This is a genomic window from Streptomyces sp. NPDC051738, assembly GCF_044453205.1.
GTDB lineage: Bacteria > Actinomycetota > Actinomycetes > Streptomycetales > Streptomycetaceae > Streptomyces.
The window spans coordinates 63,944-89,590 of sequence record NZ_JBITCM010000021.1 but is presented as its reverse complement, the minus strand read 5'-3'; the positions used below and the strand labels follow the sequence as shown (position 1 = coordinate 89,590).

24 protein-coding genes and 1 pseudogene are annotated in these 25,647 nt (G+C 71.4%); 16 read left to right on the top strand and 9 right to left on the bottom strand.

What is annotated here, in order from left to right; translation table 11 throughout:
- The first annotated feature begins 34 nt into the window (after positions 1 to 34).
- The 5 genes from ACIA8X_RS37150 (at position 35) to ACIA8X_RS37130 (ending at position 5,613) form a co-directional block, all read left to right on the top strand.
- Complete coding sequence (locus ACIA8X_RS37150) at positions 35 to 2,524, top strand: thioester reductase domain-containing protein (protein WP_399460150.1); 2,490 nt, start codon at positions 35 to 37, stop codon at positions 2,522 to 2,524.
- A complete protein-coding gene (locus ACIA8X_RS37145) occupies positions 2,521 to 3,660 on the top strand; it encodes an alpha/beta hydrolase (RefSeq protein WP_393460288.1) in 1,140 nt (379 codons plus the stop codon). The genes ACIA8X_RS37150 and ACIA8X_RS37145 overlap by 4 nt, the downstream gene beginning before the upstream one ends.
- Before the next feature lie 79 nt (positions 3,661 to 3,739).
- Positions 3,740 to 4,519 (top strand): alpha/beta fold hydrolase, encoded by a 780-nt coding sequence (locus ACIA8X_RS37140; protein ID WP_393460285.1) that lies wholly within the window; start codon positions 3,740 to 3,742, stop codon positions 4,517 to 4,519.
- Positions 4,520 to 4,607: 88 nt separating this feature from the next.
- Positions 4,608 to 4,982: an ArsR/SmtB family transcription factor gene (locus ACIA8X_RS37135; protein WP_393460282.1), complete on the top strand. Its 375-nt coding sequence runs from the start codon at positions 4,608 to 4,610 to the stop codon at positions 4,980 to 4,982.
- Positions 4,975 to 5,613, top strand: a complete 639-nt coding sequence (locus ACIA8X_RS37130; RefSeq protein WP_393460279.1) for an SRPBCC family protein — start codon at positions 4,975 to 4,977, stop codon at positions 5,611 to 5,613. Before ACIA8X_RS37135 ends, ACIA8X_RS37130 begins: the two co-directional genes overlap by 8 nt.
- Positions 5,614 to 5,696: 83 nt before the next feature.
- On the opposite strand, the gene ACIA8X_RS37125 is transcribed toward ACIA8X_RS37130, so the two are convergent.
- Positions 5,697 to 6,505 (bottom strand): IS5 family transposase gene (locus ACIA8X_RS37125; RefSeq protein WP_399460149.1). Its coding sequence is split into 2 segments (ribosomal slippage): positions 5,697 to 6,155 and positions 6,158 to 6,505, totalling 807 coding nucleotides; the frame shifts between segments, so codons are not numbered across the junction.
- Between the two features lie 179 nt (positions 6,506 to 6,684).
- Between ACIA8X_RS37125 and ACIA8X_RS37120 the strand changes: the two are divergent.
- Positions 6,685 to 7,874 (top strand): annotated as a pseudogene (locus tag ACIA8X_RS37120) (endo-1,4-beta-xylanase).
- 66 nt (positions 7,875 to 7,940) lie between these two features.
- Here the strand turns inward: ACIA8X_RS37120 and ACIA8X_RS37115 are convergent.
- The gene (locus ACIA8X_RS37115; RefSeq protein ID WP_399460148.1) at positions 7,941 to 8,666 is read right to left on the bottom strand and encodes a lipoprotein; all 726 of its coding nucleotides are present in this window, start codon (positions 8,664 to 8,666) and stop codon (positions 7,941 to 7,943) included.
- 103 nt (positions 8,667 to 8,769) lie between these two features.
- Here ACIA8X_RS37115 and ACIA8X_RS37110 point away from each other — a divergent pair, with 103 nt between their 5' ends.
- Positions 8,770 to 9,561: a maleylpyruvate isomerase N-terminal domain-containing protein gene (locus ACIA8X_RS37110; protein WP_399460147.1), complete on the top strand. Its 792-nt coding sequence runs from the start codon at positions 8,770 to 8,772 to the stop codon at positions 9,559 to 9,561.
- Position 9,562: 1 nt separating this feature from the next.
- Here the strand turns inward: ACIA8X_RS37110 and ACIA8X_RS37105 are convergent, their stop codons facing one another.
- Positions 9,563 to 10,189: an NADPH-dependent F420 reductase gene (locus tag ACIA8X_RS37105; RefSeq protein ID WP_399460146.1), complete on the bottom strand. Its 627-nt coding sequence runs from the start codon at positions 10,187 to 10,189 to the stop codon at positions 9,563 to 9,565.
- Between the two features lie 275 nt (positions 10,190 to 10,464).
- Here ACIA8X_RS37105 and ACIA8X_RS37100 point away from each other — a divergent pair, with 275 nt between their 5' ends.
- On the top strand, positions 10,465 to 11,103 hold the full coding sequence (locus ACIA8X_RS37100; RefSeq protein WP_399460145.1) for a class I SAM-dependent methyltransferase: 639 nt from the start codon (positions 10,465 to 10,467) through the stop codon (positions 11,101 to 11,103).
- 80 nt (positions 11,104 to 11,183) lie between these two features.
- Here ACIA8X_RS37100 and ACIA8X_RS37095 read toward each other — a convergent pair whose 3' ends face one another.
- The gene (locus tag ACIA8X_RS37095; protein WP_399460144.1) at positions 11,184 to 12,776 is read right to left on the bottom strand and encodes a glycerol-3-phosphate dehydrogenase/oxidase; all 1,593 of its coding nucleotides are present in this window, start codon (positions 12,774 to 12,776) and stop codon (positions 11,184 to 11,186) included.
- Entirely contained in the window at positions 12,773 to 13,372 is a 600-nt protein-coding gene (locus tag ACIA8X_RS37090; protein ID WP_399460143.1) for a TetR/AcrR family transcriptional regulator, read from the bottom strand. The genes ACIA8X_RS37095 and ACIA8X_RS37090 overlap by 4 nt, the downstream gene beginning before the upstream one ends.
- 73 nt (positions 13,373 to 13,445) lie before the next feature.
- Between ACIA8X_RS37090 and ACIA8X_RS37085 the strand changes: the two genes are divergently transcribed.
- Together ACIA8X_RS37085 and ACIA8X_RS37080 are read left to right on the top strand one after the other, a co-directional pair.
- Positions 13,446 to 15,044 carry an FAD-binding oxidoreductase gene (locus tag ACIA8X_RS37085; RefSeq protein WP_399460142.1) on the top strand — a complete coding sequence of 533 codons (1,599 nt, stop codon included), beginning with the start codon at positions 13,446 to 13,448 and terminating at the stop codon, positions 15,042 to 15,044.
- Between the two features lie 98 nt (positions 15,045 to 15,142).
- Positions 15,143 to 16,024 (top strand): YegS/Rv2252/BmrU family lipid kinase, encoded by an 882-nt coding sequence (locus ACIA8X_RS37080; RefSeq protein ID WP_399460141.1) that lies wholly within the window; start codon positions 15,143 to 15,145, stop codon positions 16,022 to 16,024.
- 44 nt (positions 16,025 to 16,068) lie between these two features.
- Here the strand turns inward: ACIA8X_RS37080 and ACIA8X_RS37075 are convergent, their stop codons facing one another.
- Positions 16,069 to 16,434, bottom strand: a complete 366-nt coding sequence (locus ACIA8X_RS37075; RefSeq protein WP_393460250.1) for a helix-turn-helix transcriptional regulator — start codon at positions 16,432 to 16,434, stop codon at positions 16,069 to 16,071.
- A gap of 130 nt (positions 16,435 to 16,564) precedes the next feature.
- Between ACIA8X_RS37075 and ACIA8X_RS37070 the strand changes: the two genes are divergently transcribed.
- The 3 genes from ACIA8X_RS37070 (at position 16,565) to ACIA8X_RS37060 (ending at position 20,053) form a co-directional block, all read left to right on the top strand.
- Positions 16,565 to 17,344, top strand: coding sequence for an anti-sigma factor antagonist (locus ACIA8X_RS37070; RefSeq protein ID WP_399460140.1), 780 nt, complete (start codon positions 16,565 to 16,567; stop codon positions 17,342 to 17,344).
- A 46-nt stretch (positions 17,345 to 17,390) separates the two neighbouring features.
- Positions 17,391 to 17,843, top strand: a complete 453-nt coding sequence (locus tag ACIA8X_RS37065) for a flavodoxin family protein (RefSeq protein WP_399460139.1) — start codon at positions 17,391 to 17,393, stop codon at positions 17,841 to 17,843.
- Between the two features lie 185 nt (positions 17,844 to 18,028).
- Complete coding sequence (locus tag ACIA8X_RS37060; protein WP_399460195.1) at positions 18,029 to 20,053, top strand: DUF1996 domain-containing protein; 2,025 nt, start codon at positions 18,029 to 18,031, stop codon at positions 20,051 to 20,053.
- A gap of 117 nt (positions 20,054 to 20,170) precedes the next feature.
- On the opposite strand, the gene ACIA8X_RS37055 is transcribed toward ACIA8X_RS37060, so the two are convergent.
- From ACIA8X_RS37055 to ACIA8X_RS37045, 3 genes are all read right to left on the bottom strand, one after another.
- The gene (locus tag ACIA8X_RS37055) at positions 20,171 to 20,920 is read right to left on the bottom strand and encodes an SDR family NAD(P)-dependent oxidoreductase (RefSeq protein ID WP_399460138.1); all 750 of its coding nucleotides are present in this window, start codon (positions 20,918 to 20,920) and stop codon (positions 20,171 to 20,173) included.
- Between the two features lie 109 nt (positions 20,921 to 21,029).
- Positions 21,030 to 21,791, bottom strand: a complete 762-nt coding sequence (locus tag ACIA8X_RS37050; RefSeq protein ID WP_399460137.1) for a YqjF family protein — start codon at positions 21,789 to 21,791, stop codon at positions 21,030 to 21,032.
- Between the two features lie 145 nt (positions 21,792 to 21,936).
- A complete protein-coding gene (locus tag ACIA8X_RS37045; protein ID WP_399460136.1) occupies positions 21,937 to 22,590 on the bottom strand; it encodes a TetR family transcriptional regulator in 654 nt (217 codons plus the stop codon).
- 57 nt (positions 22,591 to 22,647) lie between these two features.
- On the opposite strand from ACIA8X_RS37045, the gene ACIA8X_RS37040 reads away from it, so the two are divergent.
- The 3 genes from ACIA8X_RS37040 (at position 22,648) to ACIA8X_RS37030 (ending at position 25,642) form a co-directional block, all read left to right on the top strand.
- Entirely contained in the window at positions 22,648 to 23,334 is a 687-nt protein-coding gene (locus tag ACIA8X_RS37040; protein ID WP_399460135.1) for a class II aldolase/adducin family protein, read from the top strand.
- Positions 23,331 to 24,260 carry a carbohydrate kinase family protein gene (locus tag ACIA8X_RS37035; RefSeq protein WP_399460134.1) on the top strand — a complete coding sequence of 310 codons (930 nt, stop codon included), beginning with the start codon at positions 23,331 to 23,333 and terminating at the stop codon, positions 24,258 to 24,260. Before ACIA8X_RS37040 ends, ACIA8X_RS37035 begins: the two co-directional genes overlap by 4 nt.
- Positions 24,261 to 24,385: 125 nt before the next feature.
- Positions 24,386 to 25,642 (top strand): MFS transporter, encoded by a 1,257-nt coding sequence (locus tag ACIA8X_RS37030; protein ID WP_399460133.1) that lies wholly within the window; start codon positions 24,386 to 24,388, stop codon positions 25,640 to 25,642.
- The last annotated feature ends 5 nt before the right edge of the window (positions 25,643 to 25,647 follow it).

The window sequence follows — 25,647 nt, the reverse complement described above, 5'->3', positions numbered from 1 at the left end:
ATGAAGAGGCAAGGCAACACCGTGAAGGACTCTCATGCGTGAGGTGAACGAGAACGTGTCGGCAGCCGCCGAACAGCGGGCGACCGCGGAGGCGATAGAGCGGGGCGGTGTCGGGCTGACCGTGACCGACCTGCTGGCCAGGGTCACGGCATCGGCACAGCCCACGCGGCCGGACCCGGACCCGGACCCGGACTCGGCGCAGGACGTGGACACACTCGCCGCCACCATCGCGGCCATCGCGGGCCGTTACGTTCCCGCAGGCCACCTTCCCGCCGACGCCGACTTCTTCGACGCAGGGGGCACCTCCGTGAGCGCGGTGGAACTCGTCGCCGCGCTGGAGGACGAGCTGGGCATGCAGCTCGACCTGGACGAGGTGTTCGCGGACGCCCGGCCGGTGAGCCTGGCCCGGCGCGGGCTGGGGAGCACCGATGCCGGAGTCGTCGTATCAGCGTCGCCCGCACCGGGAGTCCCTGCGTCGCTCGCTCCGGGGATCTCGGCGGCGCCTGCTCCGGGAGTCCCCGCGGCGCCCGCTCCGGGGATCTCGGCGGCGCCCGCCCGGGGAATCGCCGCCCCGCCCGCCCCGGGAATCCCGGCAGTTCAGGCTCCGCCCCTCACCACCCTCCCCGCCCCACTACCGCCCACCACGACCCTCGCTTCCACCCCCGCCACCTCCACCACCCCCGCACACTCCACAGCCCGCCCCGAGGACCTCACCCAGATCCTCGCCGACCTGGCCCTCGCCGACCGCCTCCCCTTCACCGCCTCGCCCGACCCCCTGCCCCCGCGCCGCCTCCTGCTGACCGGCGCCACCGGCTTCCTCGGCAGCCACATGCTGCTGGACCTGCTGCGGCACAGCGACGCCCACGTCTACTGCCTGGTCCGCGCCGCCGACGCGGAAGCGGCCGTCACCCGGCTCGGCGAGGCGCTCAAGAGCTATGGGCTGCCCTGGTCGTCGGAGGTACGGCGCCGCATCACCGTGCTCCCGGGCGACATCCGCCACCCCTACCTGGGCCTGTCCGACGACGTCTGGAACTCCCTCGCCCAGGAACTGGACAGCGTCGTCGGCGTGGCGGCGGCCGTGGACTTCCTGCGCGGGTACCAGTCCCTGCGCACCAGCAACGTCCTCGGCGCGCTCACCCTCGCCGAACTCGCCGCGACCGGCCGCCCCAAGCCCCTGCACCACATCTCCTCGATCGCCGTCTTCAACGAGGTCGGCATCCCCTCCATGGGCGAGGACGACCCCCTCGCCCACATCGACCGCCTCGTCGCCGGCTACGACCAGACCAAGTGGGCCGCCGAAGTCGCCCTGCGCCGCGCCCGCGATCACGGCCTCGTCGTCACAGCCCTGCGCCCGGGCGGCATCGGCGGGCACAGCAGGACCGGCGCCTACAACCCCCAGGACCTCAGCAGCGGCCTGATCTCGGCCTTCGGCCGCTTCCGCACCGTCCCCGCCTTCCGTTACCTCAACGCCGCCCCGGTCGACTGGGTCAGCCGCGTCGCGGTCGCCGCCATCTGCGAACCCGACGCCTGGGGCTTCGACTACAACCTCACCGGCGTCCCCAACACCCTCGACGACGTCGTACGGGACATGGGCCTCGGCGGCATGCACGTCCGCGTACAGGACTGGGACGAGTGGCGCACCGACGCCCTGACCCGCCTGGAGGCCGACCCGATCCCCGAACTGGGCTTCCTCACCCGCGTGTTGCAGAGCCCCACCGCCCTCAAGCTGTGCGAGGCGACCCTCAAGGGCCCGGCCGCCACGGCCGACCGCACCGACACGCTCGTCGAGGCACTCGGCCTGCCGACCGCCGCCCGCTACGACGCCCGGGCCCAGCTGAAGACGTTCGAGCGCCTCGCCGACGACGGCCTGGCCCGCCTCCCGCACAAGGACGACCAGCCCTACCTGTGGTTCGCCGAGACCACCGAAGGCCAAGTCGGCCCGGTCGGAGCCGCCCCCGACACCCCCTGCTCGATGTCGCTCACCCTCTCCATCGCGAGCATGCACCAGCTGGTGACCGACCGCCGCGTCGACGTGCGAGGCCACCTCACCTGCCCTGCTCTCCACCCCGAGCCACTGACCGTGGAACACGGCGACATCTGGATCCGCCCCGAGGAAGGCATCCCGCACCGGCACGGCCTGCGCCACCAACTCCTTCGCTACCGCCTCCAGTTGACCGACCGTGACGGCGGAAACTGGTGGCTGGAGGGCCACAAGTACGCCCGCGCCCGCCGCGACCTCTGGCGCCAGACCCGCGCCCTGACCGTGGAGCTCGGCCGGGAGGGCGAACCCGCGAGCCTGGCCGGCGAAGTCGTCGTCCCCGCCGACTCCTACGTACGCGACCAGATCGACGGCATCAAGGTCGACCCGCGCCTGACCAGTCAGGAGAAGCGCGCCGCCAAGCTGACCTGGCTCGCCTGGTTCGGCCTGGAGATGGGCCGCGGACTGCTCGGCCCCTTCGCCCGGGCCGCCGCGGACCTGCTCGACCTGCGCCGCACCCAGACCCCCACGGAGCACCACCGATGATCTTCCGGACGACGACCCCCAGGACCACAAGGCCGGCCCTGCGCAAGGTCAGGACCACCACGACCCTGCGCCCCCTCCACCACCGCCTCGACCCGGCGAGGGTCGAGGAGATCCCGTTCCAGGCGCCGGACGGCACACGCCTCGGCCTCACCCGCATCGACAGCGGCGACCACGACCGCCCCGCCGTGCTGCTCCTGCACGGACACACCGCGTCCGCCGACATGTTCCTGCTGCCCGAGACCCGCAACCTGGTCGACGTCCTCCTGGACGAGGGCTACGAACCCTGGCTGCTCGACTGGCGGGGCAGCTGCCGTCTGCCGTACAACGAGACCGGCCGCCGCTATACCTACGACGACGTCGCTCTCCACGACATCCCCGAGGCCGTACGCCACATCCGCACCCGCATCGGCGACCGCCCTCTGTTCGTGGTCGCCCACTGCATCGGCTCCCTCACCCTCTCCATGAGCATGACGGCGGGCCTGGTTCCCGGCCTCGCGGGCGTCGTGTCCCAGGGTGTCTTCCTCACCCCGAAGCTCGCGGGCCGCACCTCCCTGCGCATGAGCCTGGCCGGGGAGCTCCTCAAGTCCCGTATCGACCACATCCCCGTCGACTTCCGCAAGGTCGGCCTGTGGTCGAAGTACACCCCGCTGTTCGCCCTGGCCTCCCGCAAGGCGACCTGCCCCGACCCCACCTGCCAGATCCTGCACAACTCGGCCTGGGGGACCGGAGCTTCGCTCTTCGTCCACGAGCACCTGACCGACACCACCCACCAGCGCCTCGCCGATCTCCTCGGCCCCGCCCCGCTGTGGATCCTGCCGCACCTGCGCCGCATCGAACTGGCCCGCACCGTGGTCCGCTGGCACGACACCGACCACCGCTACCGGGCCCTCCCGCAGAACGCCCTCGACGCGGCCGCCCGCATCGACACCCCGGTCCTGCTCCTGGCGGGCAGCGAGAACGGCCTGTGGCTCGACTCCCAGAAGCTGTGCCGCGACGTCCTCGCCCACCGCCAACCCCAACTGGACGTGACCTACACCGAGATCCCGGGCTACGGCCACCTGGACACGTTCCTCGGCAGGGGAGCGGCCCTTGACGTCTTCGGGCACATCCTCGATTTCCTGGGCGAACGCCGGTGACGGCAGCTGGTACGGCCGGTTACCGTACCGGTCAGTAACCCCAATGGACGACAAGAACCCGCACTCCAGGAGGCCACCCATGCCGCAGCTCGAAGTCGACGGCGCAGCGCTGACGTACGACGACGAGGGCCCCCGCGAGGGTGCCGGTGTGCCCTTGGTGTTCGTCCACGGCTGGACGGCGAACCGGCACCGCTGGGACCACCAGGTGGCCCACTTCGCCGAGAAGCGCCGGGTCGTCCGGCTCGACCTGCGCGGGCACGGCGAGAGCGGCGGGGCGGGGGTGCGCACGATCGACGCCCTGGCGAAGGACGTCCTCGCCCTCCTCGACCACCTGAAGATCGAGCGGTTCGCGATCATCGGTCACTCCATGGGCGGGATGATCGCCCAGACCATCGCCCTCTCCCACCCGGAGCGGGTCGAGCGCCTGGTGCTGGTGAACTCCATCGGCAGGATGGCCTACAACCGGGGCCGCGCCCTGCTGATGGCCGCCTCGACGCTTGCCCCCTTCAAGCTGTTCGTCGCCGCCAACATCCAGCGCGCCTTCGCCCCCGGCCACCCGCGCGAGGAGATCCGGGAGTACATCCGCGCCTCCGCCGACACGCCCCGGGAGGTCGTCATGACGCTGTACGGCGCCATGCGTGCCTTCGACGTGCTCGACCGGGTCGGCGAGATACAGGCGCCCACCCTGATGGTGCACGGCTACCACGACATCCAGCTGCCCGTCTCCCAGATGCTGCGGATGGCCAAGGCCTACCCGGACGCGGTGATCCGCATCGTGGACGCGGGCCATGAACTCCCGGTCGAGAAGCCGGCCGAACTGACGACGGCACTCGACCGCTTCCTCACCGACCGCGACTAGCCTCACCGACCGCGAACCAGCGGGCCGGGGCCCCGCTCGGGCCCAGGCCCGACCTCGCGCTTTATTTAAGGCTTGCCTTATATAAGCGATGGCTGGCATAGTGGGATCCGTGCACGCCTTCGATGTGCTGGGTGATCCGGTCCGACGCCGGATATTGGAGCTGCTCGCAGCGGGCGAGCAGGCATCGGGCGACATCAGTGCCGTGATCCAGGACGAGTTCGGGATCTCCCAACCAGCCGTGTCGCAGCACCTCCGGGTGCTGCGCGAGAGCGGCTTCGCGTCCGTGCGGGCGGAGGGCACCCGACGGCTGTACGCCGTCGACGCCGCTCCGTTGCGGGAGGTGGACGCATGGCTGGAGAGATTCCGGGGTTTCTGGGAGCAGCGGCTCGACGCCCTCGAAACGGAACTCGCGCGCGGCAAGCGCGAACGCAGACTGAGAAAGGAAGTGAGCGGGGATGAGTGAGATCGTCGACGAGTTGAACCGCCTGCACCGGCAGGTCGGTGTACGGCAGGTCGAGGCGGGCGAGGCCCGCACGGTGCTGTTGCGGCGTACATACGACGCCGAGGTCGCCGACGTATGGGACGCGGTGACGTCGCCCGAGCGGATCGGCCGCTGGTTCCTGCCGGTGAGCGGGGAGTTCAAGGTCGGCGGGCGGTACCAGTTGGAGGGCCAGGCCGGCGGGGAGATCCTGCAGTGCGACGAGCCGACACGGCTGCGGGTCAGCTGGCTGATGGGGCCTGAACCGGGGTTCAGTGAGGTCGAGCTGCGGCTCACGCCTGAGGGCGACGAGCGGACGGTGTTCGAGCTGGAGCACGTGGCCGTGGTGCCGCCCGAGTTCTGGGGCCAGTTCGGGCCGGGAGCCGTGGGCGTCGGCTGGGACGGTGCGTTGCTGGGCCTCCGCATGCACCTCGCCGGGGGCGGGATGAGCAGGGAGGAGGCCGAGGCCTGGCAGGTCTCGGATGAAGGGAAGGCGTTCAACACGCGATCGGGCGAGCTGTGGGGAGAGGCCTACGCCGCCTCGGGGGCCGACGAGGCGGTCGTGGCGGCCACGAGTGCGGCGACTATCGCGTTCTACACCGGGGCCGAGTCGTAGGCGGAATCGCGCGGAACGAAGCACGGAACGGTCGCCAGGCGGCTCGAAACTTTCGAGCCGCCCGCAGTCTCTTAGAGGCCATTTCACTTGGTCAGTCTGCGGTGACATATGAGGGTCGCGGCGATGGCGGTGAAGGCGAGGAAGTGTTCCGGCTTGCGCTCGTAGCGTCGGTGAAGGCGTCGGCACCCGGACAGCCACGACACGGTCCGCTCCACGACCCAGCGATGTCGGCCCAGGCGTCGGGATGACTCGATGCCTTTTCGGGCGAGGCGGTGCCGGATGCCTCGGGAAGCGAGCCATCGCCGCAGGTGGCGGTAGTCGTAGCCCTTGTCGCCATGCAGCTTGCCGGGCCGCCGACGTCGCGGGCCGCGACGGGAACGGATGGGCGGAATGCCGCGGACCAGCGGGATGAGGGCCTGGCTGTCGTGGAGGTTGGCGGCGGAGATGCCGACAGACAGGGGCAGGCCCTGGCGGTCGACGATGAGGTGGATTTTCGATCCCTTCTTGCCGCGGTCGGTCGGATTCGGTCCTGTCAGTTGCCCCCTTTGAGGGCCCGGACGCTGACAGAGTCGATCGCGCACCGTGACCAGTCCAGGTCGCCCCGGGCACCGAGTTCGTCCAGGACCAGGCGGTGGAGCTTGGCCCACACCCTGGCCTCGGTCCACTCGGTGAACCGACGGAAGGCAGTGACCCCCGACAGCCCGAAGCCTGGCGGGAGTTGGTTCCAGGTGCAGCCCGAGGTGGCCACGAAGATGATCGCGGCCAGCACCTCGCGGTCCCCTCGCCGGCGGTGCCCTCCACCCTGCGGGCGAACCGGTGCGGGCGGCACCACCCGCTGGAACAACTTCCATAACTCTTCGGGCGCCATCCGCTCGACAAGCGCATCAGTCATCACCTCAGACTGCCGCAAGATCACACCAACTGAAATGGCGTCTTAGGGCCTTCTTGAGCCAACTCGAAGCGATGGGTGTGCGGCCTGTTGACGGTTGAGGCTGGTGCTCCTATGGTCTGCCGCGAAATTCGGAAATCCGTCCGAAACTTTCGAAGCAGAAGGCAGAAGAAGGGGACAAGATGGTGACCCGCACATCCATCGACCCGCCTCCCGAGCGTCGCCCCCGACACTCACACACCCGCACCGCACTGGCCCTCGGCCTGGCCGGGCTCCTCGCCACGGCCGGCGTCACCGCCCTCGCGGGCACCGCCGAGGCCGCGAGCACCCTCGGCGCCGCAGCCGCCGAGAAGGGCCGCTACTTCGGCGCCGCCGTCGCGGCGAACCACCTCGGCGAAGCCCCGTACGTCTCGACGCTCAACACCGAGTTCAACTCGGCGACGCCGGAGAACGAGATGAAGTGGGACGCCACCGAGCGCACCCGCGGCACCTTCACCTTCGGCTCGGCCGACCAGATCGTGAACCACGCCCAGAGCCGGGGCATGAAGGTCCGCGGACACACCCTGGTCTGGCACTCCCAACTGCCCAGCTGGGTCGGCGGCCTCGGTACCGCCGACCTCAGATCGGCGATGAACAACCACATCACCCAGGTCATGCAGCACTACAAGGGCAAGATCCACTCCTGGGACGTCGTCAACGAGGCCTTCCAGGACGGAAGCAGCGGCGCCCGGCGCAGCTCGCCCTTCCAGGACAAGCTCGGCGACGGCTTCATCGAGGAGGCGTTCCGCACCGCCCGCGCCGCCGACCCGGCCGCCAAGCTCTGCTACAACGACTACAACACCGACGGCGTCAACGCGAAGAGCAATGCCGTCTACAACCTGGTCAGGGACTTCAAGGCACGCGGCGTACCGATCGACTGCGTCGGCTTCCAGTCCCACTTCAACAGCGCCTCCCCGGTCCCGTCCGACTACCAGGCGAACCTGCAGCGATTCGCGAACCTCGGCGTCGACGTGCAGATCACCGAGCTGGACATCGAGGGCTCGGGCACGGCCCAGGCCAACAGCTACAGCAACGTCGTGCGGGCCTGCCTCGCGGTCTCGCGCTGTACCGGCATCACCGTCTGGGGAGTCACGGACAAGTACTCGTGGCGCCCGGGCGGCACGCCCCTGCTCTTCGACGGCAACTACGCCAAGAAGCCCGCGTACAACGCGGTGCTGACCGCGCTCGGCGGATCCTCAGCGGCGACGTCATGAGGGTGAGGCCGAACAGCAACGGCAGCCTGGCCGCCGGCGCATCGACCGGCTTCGGCTTCACCGCCATGAAGAACGGCACCAGTACGGCCCCCGCGATCGGCTCCCGCACGGCGTCCTGACCGACCCGGGGAGGTGTCCGGCGCGGCGCTTTCTCCGCCCGCGCCGGACACACCGGCACCGACTGCTCAGCCGATGCGCAGGGTCCGCTTGGCGAGTTCGTACGCCGGCAGCATCTCCCGGTGCTCGTCGGTGTCCATTCCGCCGAGGTGGATGACGACCGGCCCCTTCTTGGTGGTGACGGCCAGGGCGGACTCCTCCTTCGTCTCCTCCAGGAGCTCGCTCGTGGAGAGGTACTTCACCTCGACACCGGAGACGCCGCCTGCCTTGAACGGGCTGTACTTGGCCTTGCTCGTGTTCTTCTCCGCCGCCACGAAGGCCTCCAGCACGGTGCGCGCGTCGTCCTCACCCGGCTTGCCCGTCCAGACGCGCAGGAAGCCGATGTTCCCCGCCGGCTTGGCGTCGACCTCACACGCCGCCGCGACCGGGCCCTGGTACAGGATCGCGTCGGCGATCACCTCGGCCAGCTCGGCCTCCTCCGGATCGGCGGAGGCGTCGGCACCGTCGGCCGCCTTCTCCTCGGCCGCCCCGTTGTCGATGGCCTCCGCCTCCCAGTCCTCGGCGATGTCGAAGGTGACGGGCAGCTCACAGGCCGACCCGGCGGCGCCGATGGTGCCGCCGCTCTTCACCGCCGTGTCGCTCGCACTTCCCGCGCCGCCCTCGTCTGCCGCCGCCGAAGCACTGGCCGAGGTCTTCGTGTCGTCCTCCGCCGCCCCCGAACAGCCCGTCAGCACCCCGGCCAGCAAAGCCACCTGGGCCAGTCTTCGCCGTGCCCGCCCTGCCCCCACCAGCATCGTGATCTCCCCACCCGATCCTGTTTCCTGATCTTGCTCAGACGGCACACAGTATCCGAGGCCACTGACAGAGCGGATCGCTGGCCTGCGGCATCATGAGGCGATGACCGCGCTGTCCTTCGACCGCCACTGCGACGAGATCGTCACCCAGACCGAACGGCTCACCACTCAGGTACGGGGCGCGGACATGACCGCGCCGGTGCTCTCCTGCCCCGGCTGGAACCTCGGCCAATTGCTGCGGCACGTGGGCGGCGACCACCGCTGGGCCGAGGAGATCGTACGGACCCGAGCCGCCGGCCCGATCCCGGACGATCTGGTGAACGACCTGTCCGCCTACACCCACGAGGACGAGGCGTTCCTGATCCCCTGGCTCATCGAGGGCGCCGCACGGCTCAGCGCCGCCCTGCGCGCCGCGGGTCCGGACGCGCAGGCCTGGAACCCCTCCGAGGAGCGGTCGGCGCCGGTGGCGTTCTGGGCGCGACGCATGACCTACGAGACCGTCGTGCACCGCGCCGACGCGGCCCGGGCGGCGGGAGCCCAGTTCGCGCTGGAGGCCGACCTGGCCGTCGACGCCGTCGAGGAATGGCTGGAGTACTCGACCCTCCCCGAGGCGTTCGAGCCCGGGCCGGACCTGCCCGACCTGCTCGGCCCCGACCGTACGCTCCACTTCGACGCGACCGACGCCGGTGAATGGCTCGTCGACCTCACCGGCACACGGCCGGTCTGGCGCGCCGGGACCGACACGGCCACGGCGACCGCACGCGGCCCTGTCGCCGATCTGCTCCTGTTCTTCTACAAGCGGCCCGCGCCCACGATCCGGACCCAGGGCGACACGGCGCTGCTCGACCTCTGGCGGATCCGCGCCGGCTTCTGGCTTGAGGCGCCGGGCGAGTGAGCTAGCCGGCGGCGCGGGCGACCACGTTGATGTTGAACGCGTGGGCGCCCAGACCGCCCGCGATCCCCATGAACAGGAACGCGAAGTGCTCCTGGCCGCGCGCGGTGGTGATGCCGCCGATGTCCAGCTGGGACGACGGCGGCCAGCCGAGGTCGGCGAGCAGTCGGCCGGTGGTCCGCTTGGCCTCGGCGTCGTCGCCGGAGAGGAAGACGGTGCTCGGACCGTCGAGACTGTCCGGCGCGGTCATCACCGTGGAGTCCATGGTGCACAGCGTCTTGACGACGGGGGTGAGCGGGAACGCCTCCTGGATCTGCTCACCCAGGCTGCTGTTGGGGTGCGAGAGCTTGGTGTAGTCGGCGGAAAGGCCGACTCCGACGTCGATCAGCAGCGTGCCGGCCAGCGTCGACGCCCCGATGGAGCGCAGCAGTTCCACGGAGACGTCCCCCGGGGTGGCGTTGACCAGTACCTCCGCGTGGGTCGCCGTCTCGCTCAGGTCTGCCACGGGGAGACCGAGATCCGTTCGTTCCTTCGGGTTGCGTGAGCCGAGGAGCACGTCGTGCCCCGCGGCGCTCCAGCCATGGGCCAGTGCTCGTGCGACGTTTCCGGTGCCGAGAAGTCCTATACGCATGCTGTGACGCTAGCCGCGGCCGCCGCTCACCGAATCGGACCACGGGTCCAGGTGGACCGGCTCCAAGGTCGTAGTCCTTTGGTCCCTCGGAGTTCGAAGTTCGGCGACAGACGGTCGGCGGGCAGTCAGAGTTCGGCCGAGGCCTTTGCCGAACCGGCAAACAGCCTTGGGCCACCTCCAAGGTGTCCCGCAGGCTTCTCGCAGCGGACAGGAGAGCCCGGGTTCGCCCGGCCCTTCCCCCCCCGCCACAACACTCGCGCACCCCCGGAGGCACCATGACCGAGACCCCCGCCCTGAAGGCCGCCGAGTTCTGGGAGGCCCGCTACCGGGACGGCGGCCCTGTGTGGAGCGGCCGCCCCAACGCGCTGCTCGTCCGCGAGGCCGGTGACCTCCGGCCGGGCAGCGCGCTCGACCTCGGATGCGGCGAAGGGGCTGACGCGGTGTGGCTCGCCGCGCGGGGCTGGCGGGCCACCGGCGTCGACATCTCGCACACGGCACTGGAGCGTGCCGCACTGCACGCCGCCGAGGCCGGCGTGAGCGACCGTACGGTCTGGGAACGGCATGTGCTGGGGGAGTCGTTCCCCGAGGGCTCCTTCGACCTGGTGAACGCTCAGTATCTGCAGTCGCCGGTCCCCTTGGACCAGCAGCGGGTTCTGCGCCAGGCCGCGGACGCGGTCGCACCGGGCGGCACTCTGCTGATCGTGATGCACGCGGGCTGGCCGTCCTGGCAGACCGAGCCACCCTTCGAGGCGGAGTTCCCGACGCAGCGGGGCGTCCTCGACGAACTCGCGCTCCCGGAAGCCGGCTGGACCGTGGAGACGCTGGACACGGTGCGCAGGGCGAGCGTGTCACCCGAGGGCGTGGAGGGCTTCCGGGACGACCACGTGTGGCGGATCCGGCGCACGGAGACCTGACGTACCTGAGGTACCGGCAGGCTCCACACCTCGCCCAGCCGTGCGCCTACCCGACAGCCACCTCTCGCCTACCTGTGCCCCTACACCTCGCCCACCCGTGCCGACACCTCGTCCAGCACCCGGCGTGCGCCGTCCATCGCCGCCGTACGGTCCGCGGGCACCAGCCCGATGCGCGTGCGCCGATCCAGCAGGTCGGCCTCGTCCAGGGCGCCCTCATGGCGTACGGCCCACAGCAGTTCGGCGCCGGTGACGGGATGCCCCGGCAGCACGGGTTCGTCGAGCCGGGGCGTGTGCGCGCCGAGCGCTTGGACGGCGGCTGCCTCGGTGCCGTAGCGCTGGACGAGGCGGTGCGGAGCCCGGACGTCGGCGAGCGCGTCGCGTGAGGCGGCGCCGACGAGAGGCAGGGAGGCGGTGGGGGAGGAGCCGGCGGTGATGCGGCGGGTGGCGACGGCGGCGTCGACGGTGTCCTCGGCCATGCGCCGGTAAGTCGTGAGCTTGCCGCCCACCACCGTGATCACGCCCTCCGACGAGGTGAGGACCGCGTGCCGCCGGGAGATGTCGGCGGTCCGTGGCGCCGCGCCCGACTGCGCCTCCGGCGTGGTGTCGAGCAGCGGGCGCAGACCCGCGAACGCGCCGACCACGTCGTCGCGTTGGACCGGGATGTCCAGGACGGATCCGAGGACGTCGAGGAGGAACCCGATGTCCGTCTCGGGCACCTCCGGAATGTCGGGGATGTCGCCCTCGACGGGCTCGTCGGTGAGCCCGACGTAGACGCGGCCGTCGCCCTGGGGCAGGACGAGGACGAAGCGGTTCGTCTCCCCGGGGACCGGCACGTGCAGCCCGGCGGGCAGCGGGCCGAGATGGTCGGAGCGCAGGACGAGGTGGGTACCGCGGGAGGGGCGGATCCGGATGCCGTCCACCAGGCCGCCCGCCCAGACGCCGGACGCGTTGATCACGACGCGGGCCCTGATCTCGCCCTCCTCGCCGGTGAGTTCGTCACGTATCACAGCGCCGGACGCGGTGAGCCGCAGCGCCCTCACCCGGGTCAGGATCCGTGCGCCGCGGGCAGCGGCGGTGCGGGCGATCGCGGTCACCAGGCGGGCGTCGTCGGTGAGCCGGCCGTCCCAGGACAGCAGACCGCCGCGCAGGCCCTGGGGGCGCAGGGCGGGGGCGAGGTGCCGGGTCTCCACGGCGGAGAGCCGGCGCGGGGCGGGCAGGGTGGCGCGGGCCGTGCGGGCCGCGAGGCGAAGGGTGTCACCGGCCCGGAATCCGGCCCAGGCCAGGGCCGACTGGCCGCGGGAGACCAGGGGCGTCAGGGGCAGCACGAAGGGCTGCGCCCGCACCAGATGCGGTGCCGTGCGCTCCATCAGCACCCCGCGCTCCACGGCGCTCTCATGGGCGACGTCGAGCTGCGCCGAGGCGAGATAGCGCAGCCCGCCGTGGATGAGCTTGCTGCTGAAGCGGGAGGTGCCGAAGGCCAGGTCGTGGGCGTCGATGGCGGCCACCGTCAGGCCACGGGCGGCGGCGTCCAGGGCGGCTCCGGCGCCGGTCGCGCCCAGTCCGACGACCAGGACGTCCACGGCCGGACCGCCGACCGTCTCGGCCAGTTCGCGCGCGCGTCGGGCGGCGTTGAGCGACGATCCCGGAACCGGGACAGGAGGGGTGGGGCTCATGGCGTCAGGGTCCTCTCCAGGATGCTGCGCAGTTCCACGAGGAAGGCCTCGCTGCTCAGGTCGGGGTCGTCCTCGTCGGTCATGGTGCGCAGGGACAGCGTGAAGGACTGGACGATCAACAGCACGGTCCGCGCCTGCCGTTCGGCATGGCCGGTGCGTACCGACCCGTCCGCGTGGCCCTCCCGCACGGCGTCGCCCAGGAGGGCTATCAGGGCTTCCTGGCTCGCACCGCGGCGGTCGAGGACGTAGGGCAGGAGCAGTTCCGGATCGACGTCGACGATCTTCCGGAACAGCGGATGGGCCCGGAAGGCCTCCACCCCGGCCACCAGGCCGTCGACGATCAGGCCGCGCGTGTCGGCGCCGGGGCGCCGCTCGGGCATGGCCCCGGTGGCCACCGCGACCCACTCCCGGGTCATCAGGTCGCCCACCAGCGAGCGCACATCGGGCCAGCGCCGGTACAGCGTCATCCGGGAGACACCCGCACGGCGGGCCACGTCGGTCAGCGTCGTACGGCGGACACCGACGGCCAGGACACAGTCGCGCACCGCGTCGAGCACCGCGTCGCCGTCCGAGTGGTTGTGACGAATAGGCGTCATGTGTAACAGTGTAACGCCTGCGAGGCCGTCCGGGACACGGCATCGCTCGAATCGACCGGTGAGGACGACCGCCATGGACATGTTGTGGAGCGGCTGGGGCGACCCGGCCAAGGCGGCGCCGCTGCCCGAGACCGTGACCGGACTGCTGCGCGATCTGCTCGGCGTCAAGCCGCGCACCGCCGGGCCGGTCGCCCTGGAGGACATCGCCGTACCCGAGCCGGGGCTCGAACCCGCCGTGCGCCAGGCCCTGTTCGTCGCCGTGGGCGGGGAGGAGCACGTCCGCGTCGACGCGGAGACCCGTATCCGCCACACGCGCGGCAAGTCCACCCCCGACCTGCTGCGGATGCGCGAGGGCGACGTCGACGACATTCCCGCGGCCGTCGTACTGCCCACCGATCACGACGAGGTGGCCGCCGTCCTGCGCGTCTGCGCCGAACACGGCCTGCCCGTGGTCCCGTTCGGCGGCGGCACCTCAGTCGTCGGCGGCCTCGCCCCCACCCGTCGGGGCCCCTTCGTCGCCCTGGACCTGCGCCGCATGGACCAGCTCCTGGCCCTCGACCCGGTCTCCCGCACCGCCACCCTGCAACCGGGCCTGCGCGCCCCGCACGCCGAGGCGCTGCTGGCCGAACACGGCTTCACCCTCGGCCACTTCCCCCAGTCCTACGAGTGGGCGACCATCGGCGGATTCGCCGCCGCCCGCTCCAGCGGCCAGGCGTCCGCCGGCTACGGCCGCTTCGACGACATGGTCCTGGGCCTCACCCTCGCCACCCCCGAGGGCACCATCGACACCGGCCGCGCCCCGCGCTCCGCAGCCGGTCCCGACCTGCGTCAGCTCTTGCTCGGCTCCGAGGGGGCGTTCGGCGTCATCACGTCCGTCACGGTGCGGATCCGACCCGTCCCCGAGACGTGCGTGTACGAGGGCTGGCGCTTCCCCTCCTTCGAGGAAGGCGCCGCGGCACTGCGCCGCCTCGCCCAGGACGGGCCGCGCCCGACGGTGCTGCGGCTGTCCGACGAGACCGAGACACTGATCGGCCTCGCCCAGCCCGACGCGATCGGCGCCGCCGTCGCCGGGCAGCAGCCCACGGGATGCATGGCGATCACCGGCTACGAGGGCACGGACGAGGACACCTCGCACCGCCGGGACAAGGCCGCCGCCGTCCTGCGCGAGTGCGGCGGAACCCCGCTCGGCGAGGAACCCGGACAGCGCTGGGCGCACGGCCGCTACTCGGCCCCCTACCTGCGGGACTCCCTGCTGGACGCAGGGGCGTTCGCCGAGACGCTGGAGACGGCGGCCTTCTGGTCACGCGTCCCCGAGTTGTACGCCTCCGTCCGCGACGCCCTCACCACCACGCTCACCGAATCCGGCACCCCGCCCCTGATCATGTGCCACATCTCCCACGTCTACGAAAACGGCGCCTCGCTGTACTTCACCGTCGTCTCCGCACAGGGCGACGACCCGGTGGCGCACTGGGAGAAGGCCAAGCACGCCGCCAACGAGGCGATCCTCGCCGCGGGCGGCACCATCAGCCACCACCACGGCGTGGGCACCGACCACCGGGACTGGTACGTCCGCGAGGCCGGCTCCCTGGGCATCGAGGCGCTGCGCGCGGTGAAGCGCACGCTGGACCCTGCGGGCCTGCTCAACCCCGGCGTCCTGCTGCCCCTCGACTGATCCTGCCGCCCCTCGACCGACCCCGGAATCCACGCACTCCCTCCGCTCACGCCGCCCCGCCTCCGGCAGCGCCCTCCGTCGGCCCGAAAGGCACACCGATGCGACAGTTCACCGCCATCGTCAACCCCACGGCCGGCGGATCCGCCTCAGCGGCCGCGCTGCTCCAGGTGGCCCGGCAGCTACGGGAGGCCGGGGCCGGCCTCGAAACCGAGTACAGCCGCAGCCTGGCGCACGCCCGGGACCTCGCCCGGGACGCCGGGCAGCGGGGCCGGGTGGTGCTCGCCGTCGGCGGTGACGGCATCGCCGGCGGCGTCGGCGGAGCCCTCAGCGGCACGGACGCCCTGCTCGGCCTCGTCCCGGCCGGCCGCGGCAACGACTTCGCCCGGGCCCTGAACCTGCCCACCGACCCGACGGCACTCGCGCAGGTGCTGCTCCACCACGAACCCCGCACCGTCGACACCATCGAGGTCGAGTCGGCCGTCCACCAGCGCACGGTGGTCCTCGGCAGCGTGTACGCGGGCGTCGACGCACTCGCCAACCGCCACGCCAACAACGCCACCCTGCTGCGGGGCGCGGCCTCCTACTACGCCGGCGGGCTGCGCGCCGTCACCAGCTGGCGCCCGGCCCGCTACCGGGTCACCGTGGACGGCGAGGAACACCCGCACACCGGCTACACGGTCGTCGCCGCCAACTCCGGCTACTACGGCTCCGGCCGCCTCATCGCCCCCGACGCCCGCGTGGACGACGGCCTGCTGGACGTGGTGATGATCCAAGAGGCGCCCCGCCGGCTGTTCTTCGCCCTGATGAACGACCTCAAGACGGGCGCCCACGTCCACCGCCCCCAGGTGCGGATCCTGCGGGGCAGGGAGATCCGCATCGAGGCCGACCGCGAGGTGCCCTACGGCGCCGACGGCGAGGTCGAGGCGACCCTGCCGGTCACGGTCAGAGTCCTGCCCGGAGCGCTGCGCGTGCTGTGCTGAGCCCGGTCAGGGGTATCGCGTCCGCGACCTGGTTCTGCGACCGCTCATCCGCCGTCCACGGGCATCCGCTGACGCGCAGCCCTCAGCTGATCGGAGACCGTGCTGCGGTCGGCCTCGTCCTGCACGAGCAGCGACAGCAGAGCGGCGACCGGCAGTCCGGCTTCGGCAGGGTGACGCAGCACCTTGTCGGGATCGATCAGGTAGGTGTTGTTGCGTCCCTCGCGGGTGTGGGACAGATAGCCGTCCCGCTCGAGCTCAGAAATGATCTTCTGGACTGCACGCTCCGTGAGTCGGCAGTGCGCCGCGATATGTCGGATGCGGACGTTCGGGTTGTCGGCGATGGCCGCCAGTACGCGGGCATGGTTCGTCAGGAACGTCCATCCGGTGTGCGGTTCAGGGACTCCGTCCATGTTCCAAGACTACGACTGTGCGTTCACGTATACAAAAACACGCACTGCATTTCATGTATCTATTGACGTGTCCTGTAGTTCCGGTTCAGTCTGGTAGCGAGACGAGGGAGCAGCTGAGGGAGAGGCGGTCATGCCGGAGCTCGCGTTCTCTGCGCACCCCCCTGGCGGGGGCGCTGCCGATCGTGCCGACACCGCAGGCGTACCGGCGGCGGTGTCACAGTGCCCGCTGGTCACCGGCCTGCGCCCGGACGGTGACCGGATCATCGTGAAGATCCGCGGAGAGCTCGACCTCGACACCAGCGAGCAGCTCCGAGGTGTCCTGCGCGAAGCCCTGAGCCGCTCGGTCCGCGGCATCGACCTGGACCTCGAGGACGTCACCTTCTGCGACTGCTCGGCCCTCAACATCCTGCTCAGCCTGCGCCACCGAGCGCTGGAGCAGGCCAAGACGGTCGCCATACGCTCCACCAGTACCGCAGTCGATCGCCTGCTCACCCTGTCCGGCACGCGGACGCTGTTCGCCCGCTCGGCCCCGGACGAGCAGGGCGCGGCGGACCGGCACGGACAGGACATGCAAGCGCCCGAAGTCGCCGATCACGACCTGCGGATCGAGGTCGCCCAGCTGCGCCGGGCCATGCAGACCCGGCCGACCATCGACCTGGCCCGGGGCATCCTGATGGCCTCGTTCAGCCTGACCTCCGAGGAGGCCTGGACGGTACTCGTCTCGGCCTCCCAGAACACCAACACCAAACTGCACTCGCTGGCCGGAGACCTGGTCACCGCCGTGAAGGGCCAAGCGCTGCCCGAAGCCGTCCAGGAGCAGCTGTCGTGCGCGGTCGCCAGGGTCAACCCCTCCTCGGAGACCACGCCGGACCCCGCGCAGGACCAGAGCCCCGCACAGCCCGCCGACTGAACCGTCGCGGTTGCGTCCACCGGCGGCGCGGCGGCAGGGTTCGGGTGTGCCTACCTTGCTGATCGTCCATCACACCCCCTCGCCCAACTGCCAGGCCATGCTCGAAGCCGTCCTCTCCGGTGCCACGGCGCCGGAGATCGAGAACGTCGAGGTCGTGCGGCGACCCGCACTGGCGGCCACGGCCACCGATGTGCTGGAAGCCGACGCCTACCTGCTGGGCACCCCGGCCAACCTCGGCTACATCTCCGGCGCCCTCAAGCATTTCTTCGACCAGATCTACTACCCGTGCCTGGACGCGACCCGAGGCCGGCCCTTCGGCTACTACGTGCACGGCGGCAGCGACGTCACCGGGGCAGTCCGGGCGATCGACGCCATCACGACCGGCCTCGCCTGGCGTCGCGCCGCGCAACCCGTGACGGTGACGGGCGAGCCGGTCAAGGCAGACACCGAGGCCTGCTGGGAACTGGGCGCGACACTCGCCGCCGGCCTCATGAACTGACGCTTGTTGTAAGGAATTTCTGTGAATCCGTGAGGCGGTTGAACACAACGCGGCGCGTCTCCGTATAAGGCCGGGGGATTTTCATGCCCTGACCCACGACGAGGCGTAGGAGTACTTCCTTGGGACGCAGCACGCGAAGACGCCCCACGGGCGCACGGCGCGCGACCTTTGCAGCGGTCGCGCTGATGTTGGGCGGCGGCGGCCTGGTTGCGGCCAACGTCTACGCCTCGGCCACCGAGGACGGCGGAAACGAACAGGCCCGGACGCTGTCCTCCCCGGCCGGCACGATCGACTGCCCGGACGTCGGCAGCGAACTGACGGCCGTGCCGGAGGGAGCGAGGGAGGACGTCGCCAAGGAACTCGCCCTCCTCGACCAGCAGATAGCCGACGCCTACCAGCGCTTGCTGGAGTCGGCCCAGGCCATCCAGCAGGACGCGGGCTTCGCCGACAGCGCGATCATGAATCCGCTGAAGGAGAAGCGCACGGCGACGATCGAACGCATCGTCATCGCCATCGAGGCCGTGGGGGACCGGCCGCAAGGCCTGGAGTCCCTCGCACCCTGCACCCTGCGCGCCGCCGACAACGGCAACGGCGACCAGGGCAGCGGCGATCAGGGCGACGCCGGCCAGGACGAGGGCGGCGACAACCAGGCGGGCGAGGACCAGGGCGACCAGCAGCCCGAGAACGGCGGCCAGACCGGTGACGGCGGCCAGGCCGGCAATGGTGGCCAGGCCGGCAACGGCCCCGTCGCCGCGGACTTCGCGGACATCACCGCCGTACAGCCGAACGTGGCCGCCCCGGCCGCCCAGAAGGGCGCCTCCCGCGGCACCTTCGCCACCAGCTGTGGCGTCAACGAGAACGGCCTGTTCAACTCCGACAACGTCATCGTGGCCCCCGGCGTCTCCAACGGCGCCCACCACTTCCACGACTACGTCGGCAACCAGTCCAACGACGCCTTCGCGAGCGACGAGGACCTGGCGAACGCCGCGACGACGTGTGTCGACCAGGGCGACAAGTCCTCCTACTTCTGGCCGGTCCTGCGTCTGCAGAACGGCGCCCAGGAGCAGGACGCCAACTCGCCCGGCGGCGGCATCGAGGGCAACGCCGGCAAGATCGTCACTCCCAAGGAGGTGACGATGACGTTCGTCGGCAGCCCGCGCGGCAAGGTCACCGAGATGCCGCGGCTGCTGCGCATCATCACCGGTGACGCCAAGGCGTTCATCAACGGCACCGCCAACGCCAACGCCTCCTGGAGCTGCACCGGCTTCGAGGACCGGCAGCTGAAGGACAAGTACCCGCTGTGCCCCCAGGGCAGCGACGTGGTGCGCTCCTTCAAGTTCCAGAGCTGCTGGGACGGCCAGAACATCGACAGCGCCAACCACCGTACCCACGTGGCGTTCGCGGCGGCCGACGGCAGCTGCCCGAGCGGCTTCGAGGCCATCCCGCAGCTGGTCCAGCGGATCGTGTACGACGTCGACGCGCCGAGCTTGCAGGATGGGGGCCGGACGACCCCGCTGTTCGCGGTGGACTCCTTCCCCGAGCAGCTGCACAAGCCGGTCACCGACCACGGCGACTTCATCAACGTCTTCGACGAGGACCTGATGGGGCAGATGGTGGACTGCATCAACGAGGGCCGGAAGTGCGGCGCCGGTGAAGGTGATGGCGGCGACGGCGGCGGGGACCCGGGCCAGGAGGAGCCGACCCAGCAGCCGACCGAGGCTCCCACCACTCCGCCGGCCGACGACGACAAGCCGGAGCCCGGCGACGGCAACGGCGGGAACGAGCAGACGGACCCGCCGGCGAACGACGACCCCGCGACCGATGAGCCGGCCACGGAAGAGCCGGCCACCGAGGCACCCGGGAACGACGAGCCCGGCAATGAGGCGCCCGCCACCGAACCGGCGAAGGACGACAAGCCCACCCTGTCGAGCACGGTGGCGCCCAAGTCCTCCGGAACCCCGTCGGCCGCCGCGGACGCGACCGCCCCGGCCCAGGGCGGCTCGGGCAACGACGACGAGGGCGCCGCCGCGCAGCAGACACAACCCGCCGGTGTCGGCGACGACACCGAGGACAGTCTGGGGACGAAGCCGCAGGCGGTCGGCGGCGACCTGGCCGAGACGGGCACCAGTCTGTGGCCGGCCGCGGCAGGCGCCGTCCTCCTTGTGGGTGGCGGCCTGCTGCTGATACGGAGCAGGCGCCGCATCGGGTGACGGTGACGACGCACCGGAACGGCACCTGAGACGGTGACGTTCCCGAGGGGCCCGGACCGGACTTCCCGGTTCGGGCCCCTCGCTTTCGCGCAGCGCCCGAGAGGTCCGTGGGGCGTCCTAGTCCACGATGGCGCCGCAGGAGATGTTCACGTCGGTCGCGGTGAGCGTACGGGCCCGGTCGGAGGCGACGAAGGCGGCCACGTCACCGACGTCCGCGAGGGTAGCCGCCCGCCCGAGCTGCGTAGCCTCGACCAGGCTGTCGACGATCGCCGAGCGGCCGGGGAACCCGTCGGGCAGGCTCTCCGGCACGCCGCCGGACTTCAGCGTCACGATCCGGACGCCCTGCGGTCCCAGCTCGATGGCCCACTGGCGGCGCAGCCCCTCCAGCGCGTCCAGCGCGATCTTGAAACCGCCGAGGCCGGGCAGCGTCTGCGGCCCACCGCCGCCGAAGACGAGGATGACTCCCGTACCGCGCGGGATCATGTGCCGTGCCGCCGCTCGGGTCGTCAGGAACTGCGACCGCATCGCGGTCACGATCGGCTGGAGAAAGTCCGCCTCGGAGATCTCCATGAGCGGTTTCTGGACATCTCCGTATCCGATGGCGTTGAACGAGATGTCGATCCGCCCTGTCCGTGCCGCGATGTCGTCGACGAAAGCGTCGATCGCTGCCTCCTCCCGCGCGTCGACCACGGCGGTCTCCGCTGTGCCCCCCACGGCACGGATGCCCTCGGCAAGCTTGTCCAGCGATGCCGCCGTGCGCCCTGCGAGGAAGACCCGGGCCCCTTCGCGGGCGAAGGCGCGCGCCGCCGCTCCGCCGATGGAACCGCCCGCGCCGTACACCACCGCGACCTTGTCCTTCAGCAACATGATCGAACTCCGTCCTGATCGGCTGGAGGCTGTCCGGCCGCTCAGCGCGGCCCCAGCCCTCATCCGATACGTCGGCGCCGAGCTCCGGAATTCGACACGCGCATGCGGATCACGGGGTGGGGATGCCCGCGGGACGCGCCGGGCGGCCCAGGCGGACCGGGACGCCGGGGGAGTACAGGACGCTGACCGGCGTGGTGCTCGGAGCGGGCAGCCCGGCCGCGGTGACGAGGTTCTCCTCGCAGGTGATCAGGTCGGCGCGGTACAGCGGCCAGCGAGGGTGGTGGTTGGGCAGGTAGGCCAGTGGCTCGGGCCCGCCGAAGAAGGCGTTGTGCATGCCCCAGCGGGCGGTGAGGAAGTGCTCCAGCTCGGTGGGTTCCTCGATGCGTTCACCGGGCCGCACGGTGATACGGCTGTACGCGCCGCGCGGGCCGGGCCAGCGCCGGGAACTGGTGTAGGTGACGGTGTCGCCGGCCGTGCGCACGGTCATCCGGGACCACAGGTACGGCAGCCGGAAGCCGACCCGTCCCATCACGACCGGGATCAGCCGTGCGGCGTCCATCGACCGGAACACGACACCGCGCCGCCCGTGCGCGTCCACGGAGTACAGGCGCACGTTGGTCTCGGGAAAGGTCCCGAGATACGGCACCCCGGGCAGCCGCAGCCAGCCGACCCGATGCATCCGGAAGGCCACGAGCCCGACGTACGTGACCCCGTCATGCGTGTCCGGAACAGTTCCTTTCGGCAGCAGTCCGGCCACGGCGTCCGGTTCGACGGCCCAGTGGACGAAGGCGAGGTCGAGCCACTCCTGGGTGAGGAGCGGGGTGCGTATGCGGGCGGGCGCGTCCGGGGTGACAGGAGTGGGTTTCGGCACGACGCCAGCATGGCAGAGCCGGAAATCCGGGCTGCTTCGGAGCCTGGAGTCATCGTCCCCGCGTCGCTTCGGAGTCTGGAGTCATGGTCCCCGCGTCGCCTCGCAGCCTGAAGTCATCGCCCCCGCACCGCCTCCGAGCCCGAAGTCATCGCCCCCGCGCGGCGACATCGGCCAGATATCCACGCAGCATGATCCCGGCCTCGTCGAGGAGGCCCGCATCGCCCTCGGGGTCACGCCGGAACGCCTCCTGGGCGAGGGCGTCGGCGGCGAGGACCGCCGCGTGGCAGGCCCGGCCGAGCGCCTCGTCGTCGCGGGCGATGCCGAGCGCCAGCAGGACACGCCGGACACCGTCCGCCATCCGGCGTTTGTGCTCGCGGTCCGCCGCGCGGGTCTGCTCGGTGAGACTGCTGCCGAACCACAGCGCCCTGAAGCCGTGCCCGGTGCGGTAGATGGCGGCGTAGGCGTCGATGAGCACCCCGACGGGGTCGTCCCACTGCTCGGCGGCGGCCGCGCGGACCAGGTCGTCCATGGCGGCCTCCAGCCGGGCCAGGTACCCGGCCGCGAGGGCGTCGATGATGGCGTCGCGGTCGGGCAGGTACTGGTACAGCGAACCCACCGAGACCTTCGCCTCCGCCGCGACCCGGGTCGTGGTCAGCGCCTGGACCCCTTCGCCGACCAGGACCCGCTCGGCGGCCTCGAGGACCCGCGCCAACCGTGCTTTGCTGCGCGCCTGTTGGGGAGTGCGGCGCAGCGGAACGGGCCAGGTGCCGCCGGGCCCGGGAGGGGCCGGATCACCCATGCACAGCCTCCGAACCTGAACATGACATTGTTTCAGGTTTACGCTACCGTCGCGGACATGACCGACTCAAGCTCGGTGCTGGGTCAGGAGCGCGCCGCCGTGGCCGCGGCGTGCCGTCGCCTGGGGGCCGAGGGGCTGCTCATCGGTACGGCCGGCAACGTCAGTGTGCGGGTGCAGGACCGTGTCGCCATCACGGCGACCGGCGCGGTCCTCGCCGAACTGGCCGACGACCAGGTGACCGTGGTCGACCTCGACGGAAACATCGTCGCCGGGACACTCCAGCCCACCTCGGAACTCGACCTGCACCTGGGCGTCTACCGCCGCTACGGCACGGGCGCGGTCGTCCACACCCACGCCCCGATGGCCACCGCGCTGTCCTGCGTCCTCGATGAACTCCCTTGCATCCACTACCAGTTGATGGCGCTCGGCGGATCGGTGCGCGTGGCGCCGTACGCCACGTTCGGCACGCCGGAACTCGCCGAGTCGGTCCTCACGGCACTGGAGGGCCGCAGTGCCGCGCTGATGGCCAGCCACGGCGCGCTCACCCACGCCCCGACGCTGGACAAAGCGGTCGAACACGCGCTGCTGCTGGAGTGGGCGTGCGGCGTCTACCAGCACGCGGCCGCTCTCGGCACGCCGCGAGTCCTGGACGAGGGCCAGCAACTCGCGGTGATCGAGGCCGCGATCGCCCGGAACTACGGCACCACCCACCCCGTACCGCCTGTGCAGGAGGGAAACCGATGAACGTCGTCACGATGGGCGTGCACGTGCTGGACGTGCTGGTGCGGCCGGTGGAGGCGATACCCGAGGGCCAGGGCGCCACGCTGGTGGAGGACATCAGGATGACCGCCGCCGGAACCGCCGGCGGGACCGCACTCACCCTCGCCAAGCTCGGCGCCACCGTCCACAGCGCCGGGGCCATCGGTTCCGACCCCACCGGCGACATGCTGGTCCAACTCCTCGGCGCAGCAGGCATCGACACGCGATTCCTCGTCCGCCGCACCGACACCCCCACCTCCGCGAGCGTCCTGCCCATCCGCCCCAATGGCGACCGACCCTCGCTGCACCTCCTCGGCGCCAACATCACCTACGGCCCCGACGACGTGCCCTGGGACGCGCTCGCCGAGGCGACCCACCTGCACCTCGGCGGCCCCGAGCTCATCGGCGTCGACACCGCGACGCGCGTCCTGTCGTACGCCAAGGAACACGGCGTGACCACCTCGGTGGACTTGCTCGCACCCGGTGTGCTCGGGAGCTTCGAGCAGATCGCGGCGGCGCTGCCGTACGTCGACCACATGCTGCCGAACGAGGACCAGGTCCTCGGCTTCACCGGTGAGCAGGACCTGGTCGCGGGCGCGCACAAGCTCCTCGACGCCGGCGCCGGCCTGGTCGCGGTCACGCGGGGCGGCGACGGTGCGCTGCTCGTGACCCCGCAGGGCACCGAGCAGGTCCCCGCCTTCGCGATCGACGTGGTGGACACCACCGGTTGCGGCGACGCGTTCTCGGCCGGCTTCGTGCGCGGTATGGGCCTGGGCCGCACACCGTACGACTCCGCCGTCCTCGGCTGCGCTGCCGCGGCGCTGGTGGCCCAGGGCCTCGGCAGCGACCACGGAGACTTCGACCTCGCGGCGGCCGACGCCTTCGCCGCGACGCACAAGCCCCGCTCGTGACCTGAGACAGGGGCTGCGCCTGTACAGCCGTCAGCCGTGTGCACTACGTTGCCGCCAGAATCGGGTCCGTCGGCGCGCTGGTGGCTGGGTAGCGCGTCTCCTCGGCGTACCCGATGGAGACATCAGTGTCCTACCGCTCCCTGCTGCGTGTGGCAGGCGTGGGCTTCTTCCCGCTGGGATTCCTGGCCCGCCTGCCGTACGCGTCCTCGGCCCTGTCCACGCTCATCCTGCTTCAGTCGTCGACCCACAGCTACGCCTTCGCGGGCCTTGCCGCCGCGGCACAGAGCACCGCGATGGCCATCGGCGGCCCGGTCGTCGGCGCCCTGGCCGACCGCCACGGCCACCGGACAGTCGGAGTTCTGGCGCCACTGGCCAACTTCGCCGCGTGGGCGGGCTTGCTGGCCGCGAGCCACGGCGCCCAGGCGAGCATGCTGGTTGCAGCGACGTTGGTGGGGCTCACCCAGCCCCAGGTCGCTCCCCTCGTCCGGGTGCACTGGTCACGGCTGCTACGTCCGCACGGCGAGCGGCGGCTGCTGTCGGCGGCCCTGTCGTACGAGGCGGCGGCCGACGAGGTGAGCTTCGTCGCCGGACCCGCGGTCGTCGGGTTGCTGGCGTCGGCCGGCCCTGTGGCACCCGCGGTGCTGACCATGGTCCTGATCGCGGCCGCCACGCTGCCCTTCGCCCTGCTCCACGCCCACCGCGGCATCCCCCGGCCGCCCTCGGTAGAACACCGCGAGCCGTCTCTGCCCCGCCGCCCGCTGGCCGTCATGGTCCTGGCGATGGTCGCGATGGGCGCGGTCTTCGGTGCCGTGCAGACGGCCGTCACCGTGTATGCCGACACCATCGGGGAGCCGGGTGCGGCGGGGCTCGTCTACGCGGAGTTCGGCATCGGAAGCGCGCTGGCCGGGGCCGCGTGTGCCTGGCTGCCGCAGCGGTTCTCACTGCGCGCCCGGTACCTCACGTTCGCCGCGGTGCTCTTCGCGGGCATGCTGGTGCTGTTCGCCGGGTCGCGGACGGTCTCCCTGCCCGCCGCTGTCGCCGTGGCCGGCTGCACCGTCGCGCCCTACATGATCAGCCTCTACGCCCTGACCGAACGTCTGGCCCCCACGCGGCGGGCAGCGCTCGCCATGACCGTCCTGTGCGCCGGCGGCCCGCTCGGCACAGCGGCCGGGCAGGCCCTGTCGGGCTCCCTCGCTGCAACCCACGGCACCGAGGGCGCACTCCTGGTGGCCGTCGCGGTCGCGGCTGGCGCCCTCCTGCTGGCTCTCGTAGCGGTCATGGCCGATCGAGGCCGCGGTGTGTGGATCATCGACACGGTTCCGGTGGAGCATCACCAGGCCCCGGAGCCGGGAGTGCCCGCGCGGGGACGCCCGGAGGGCTGACGGTC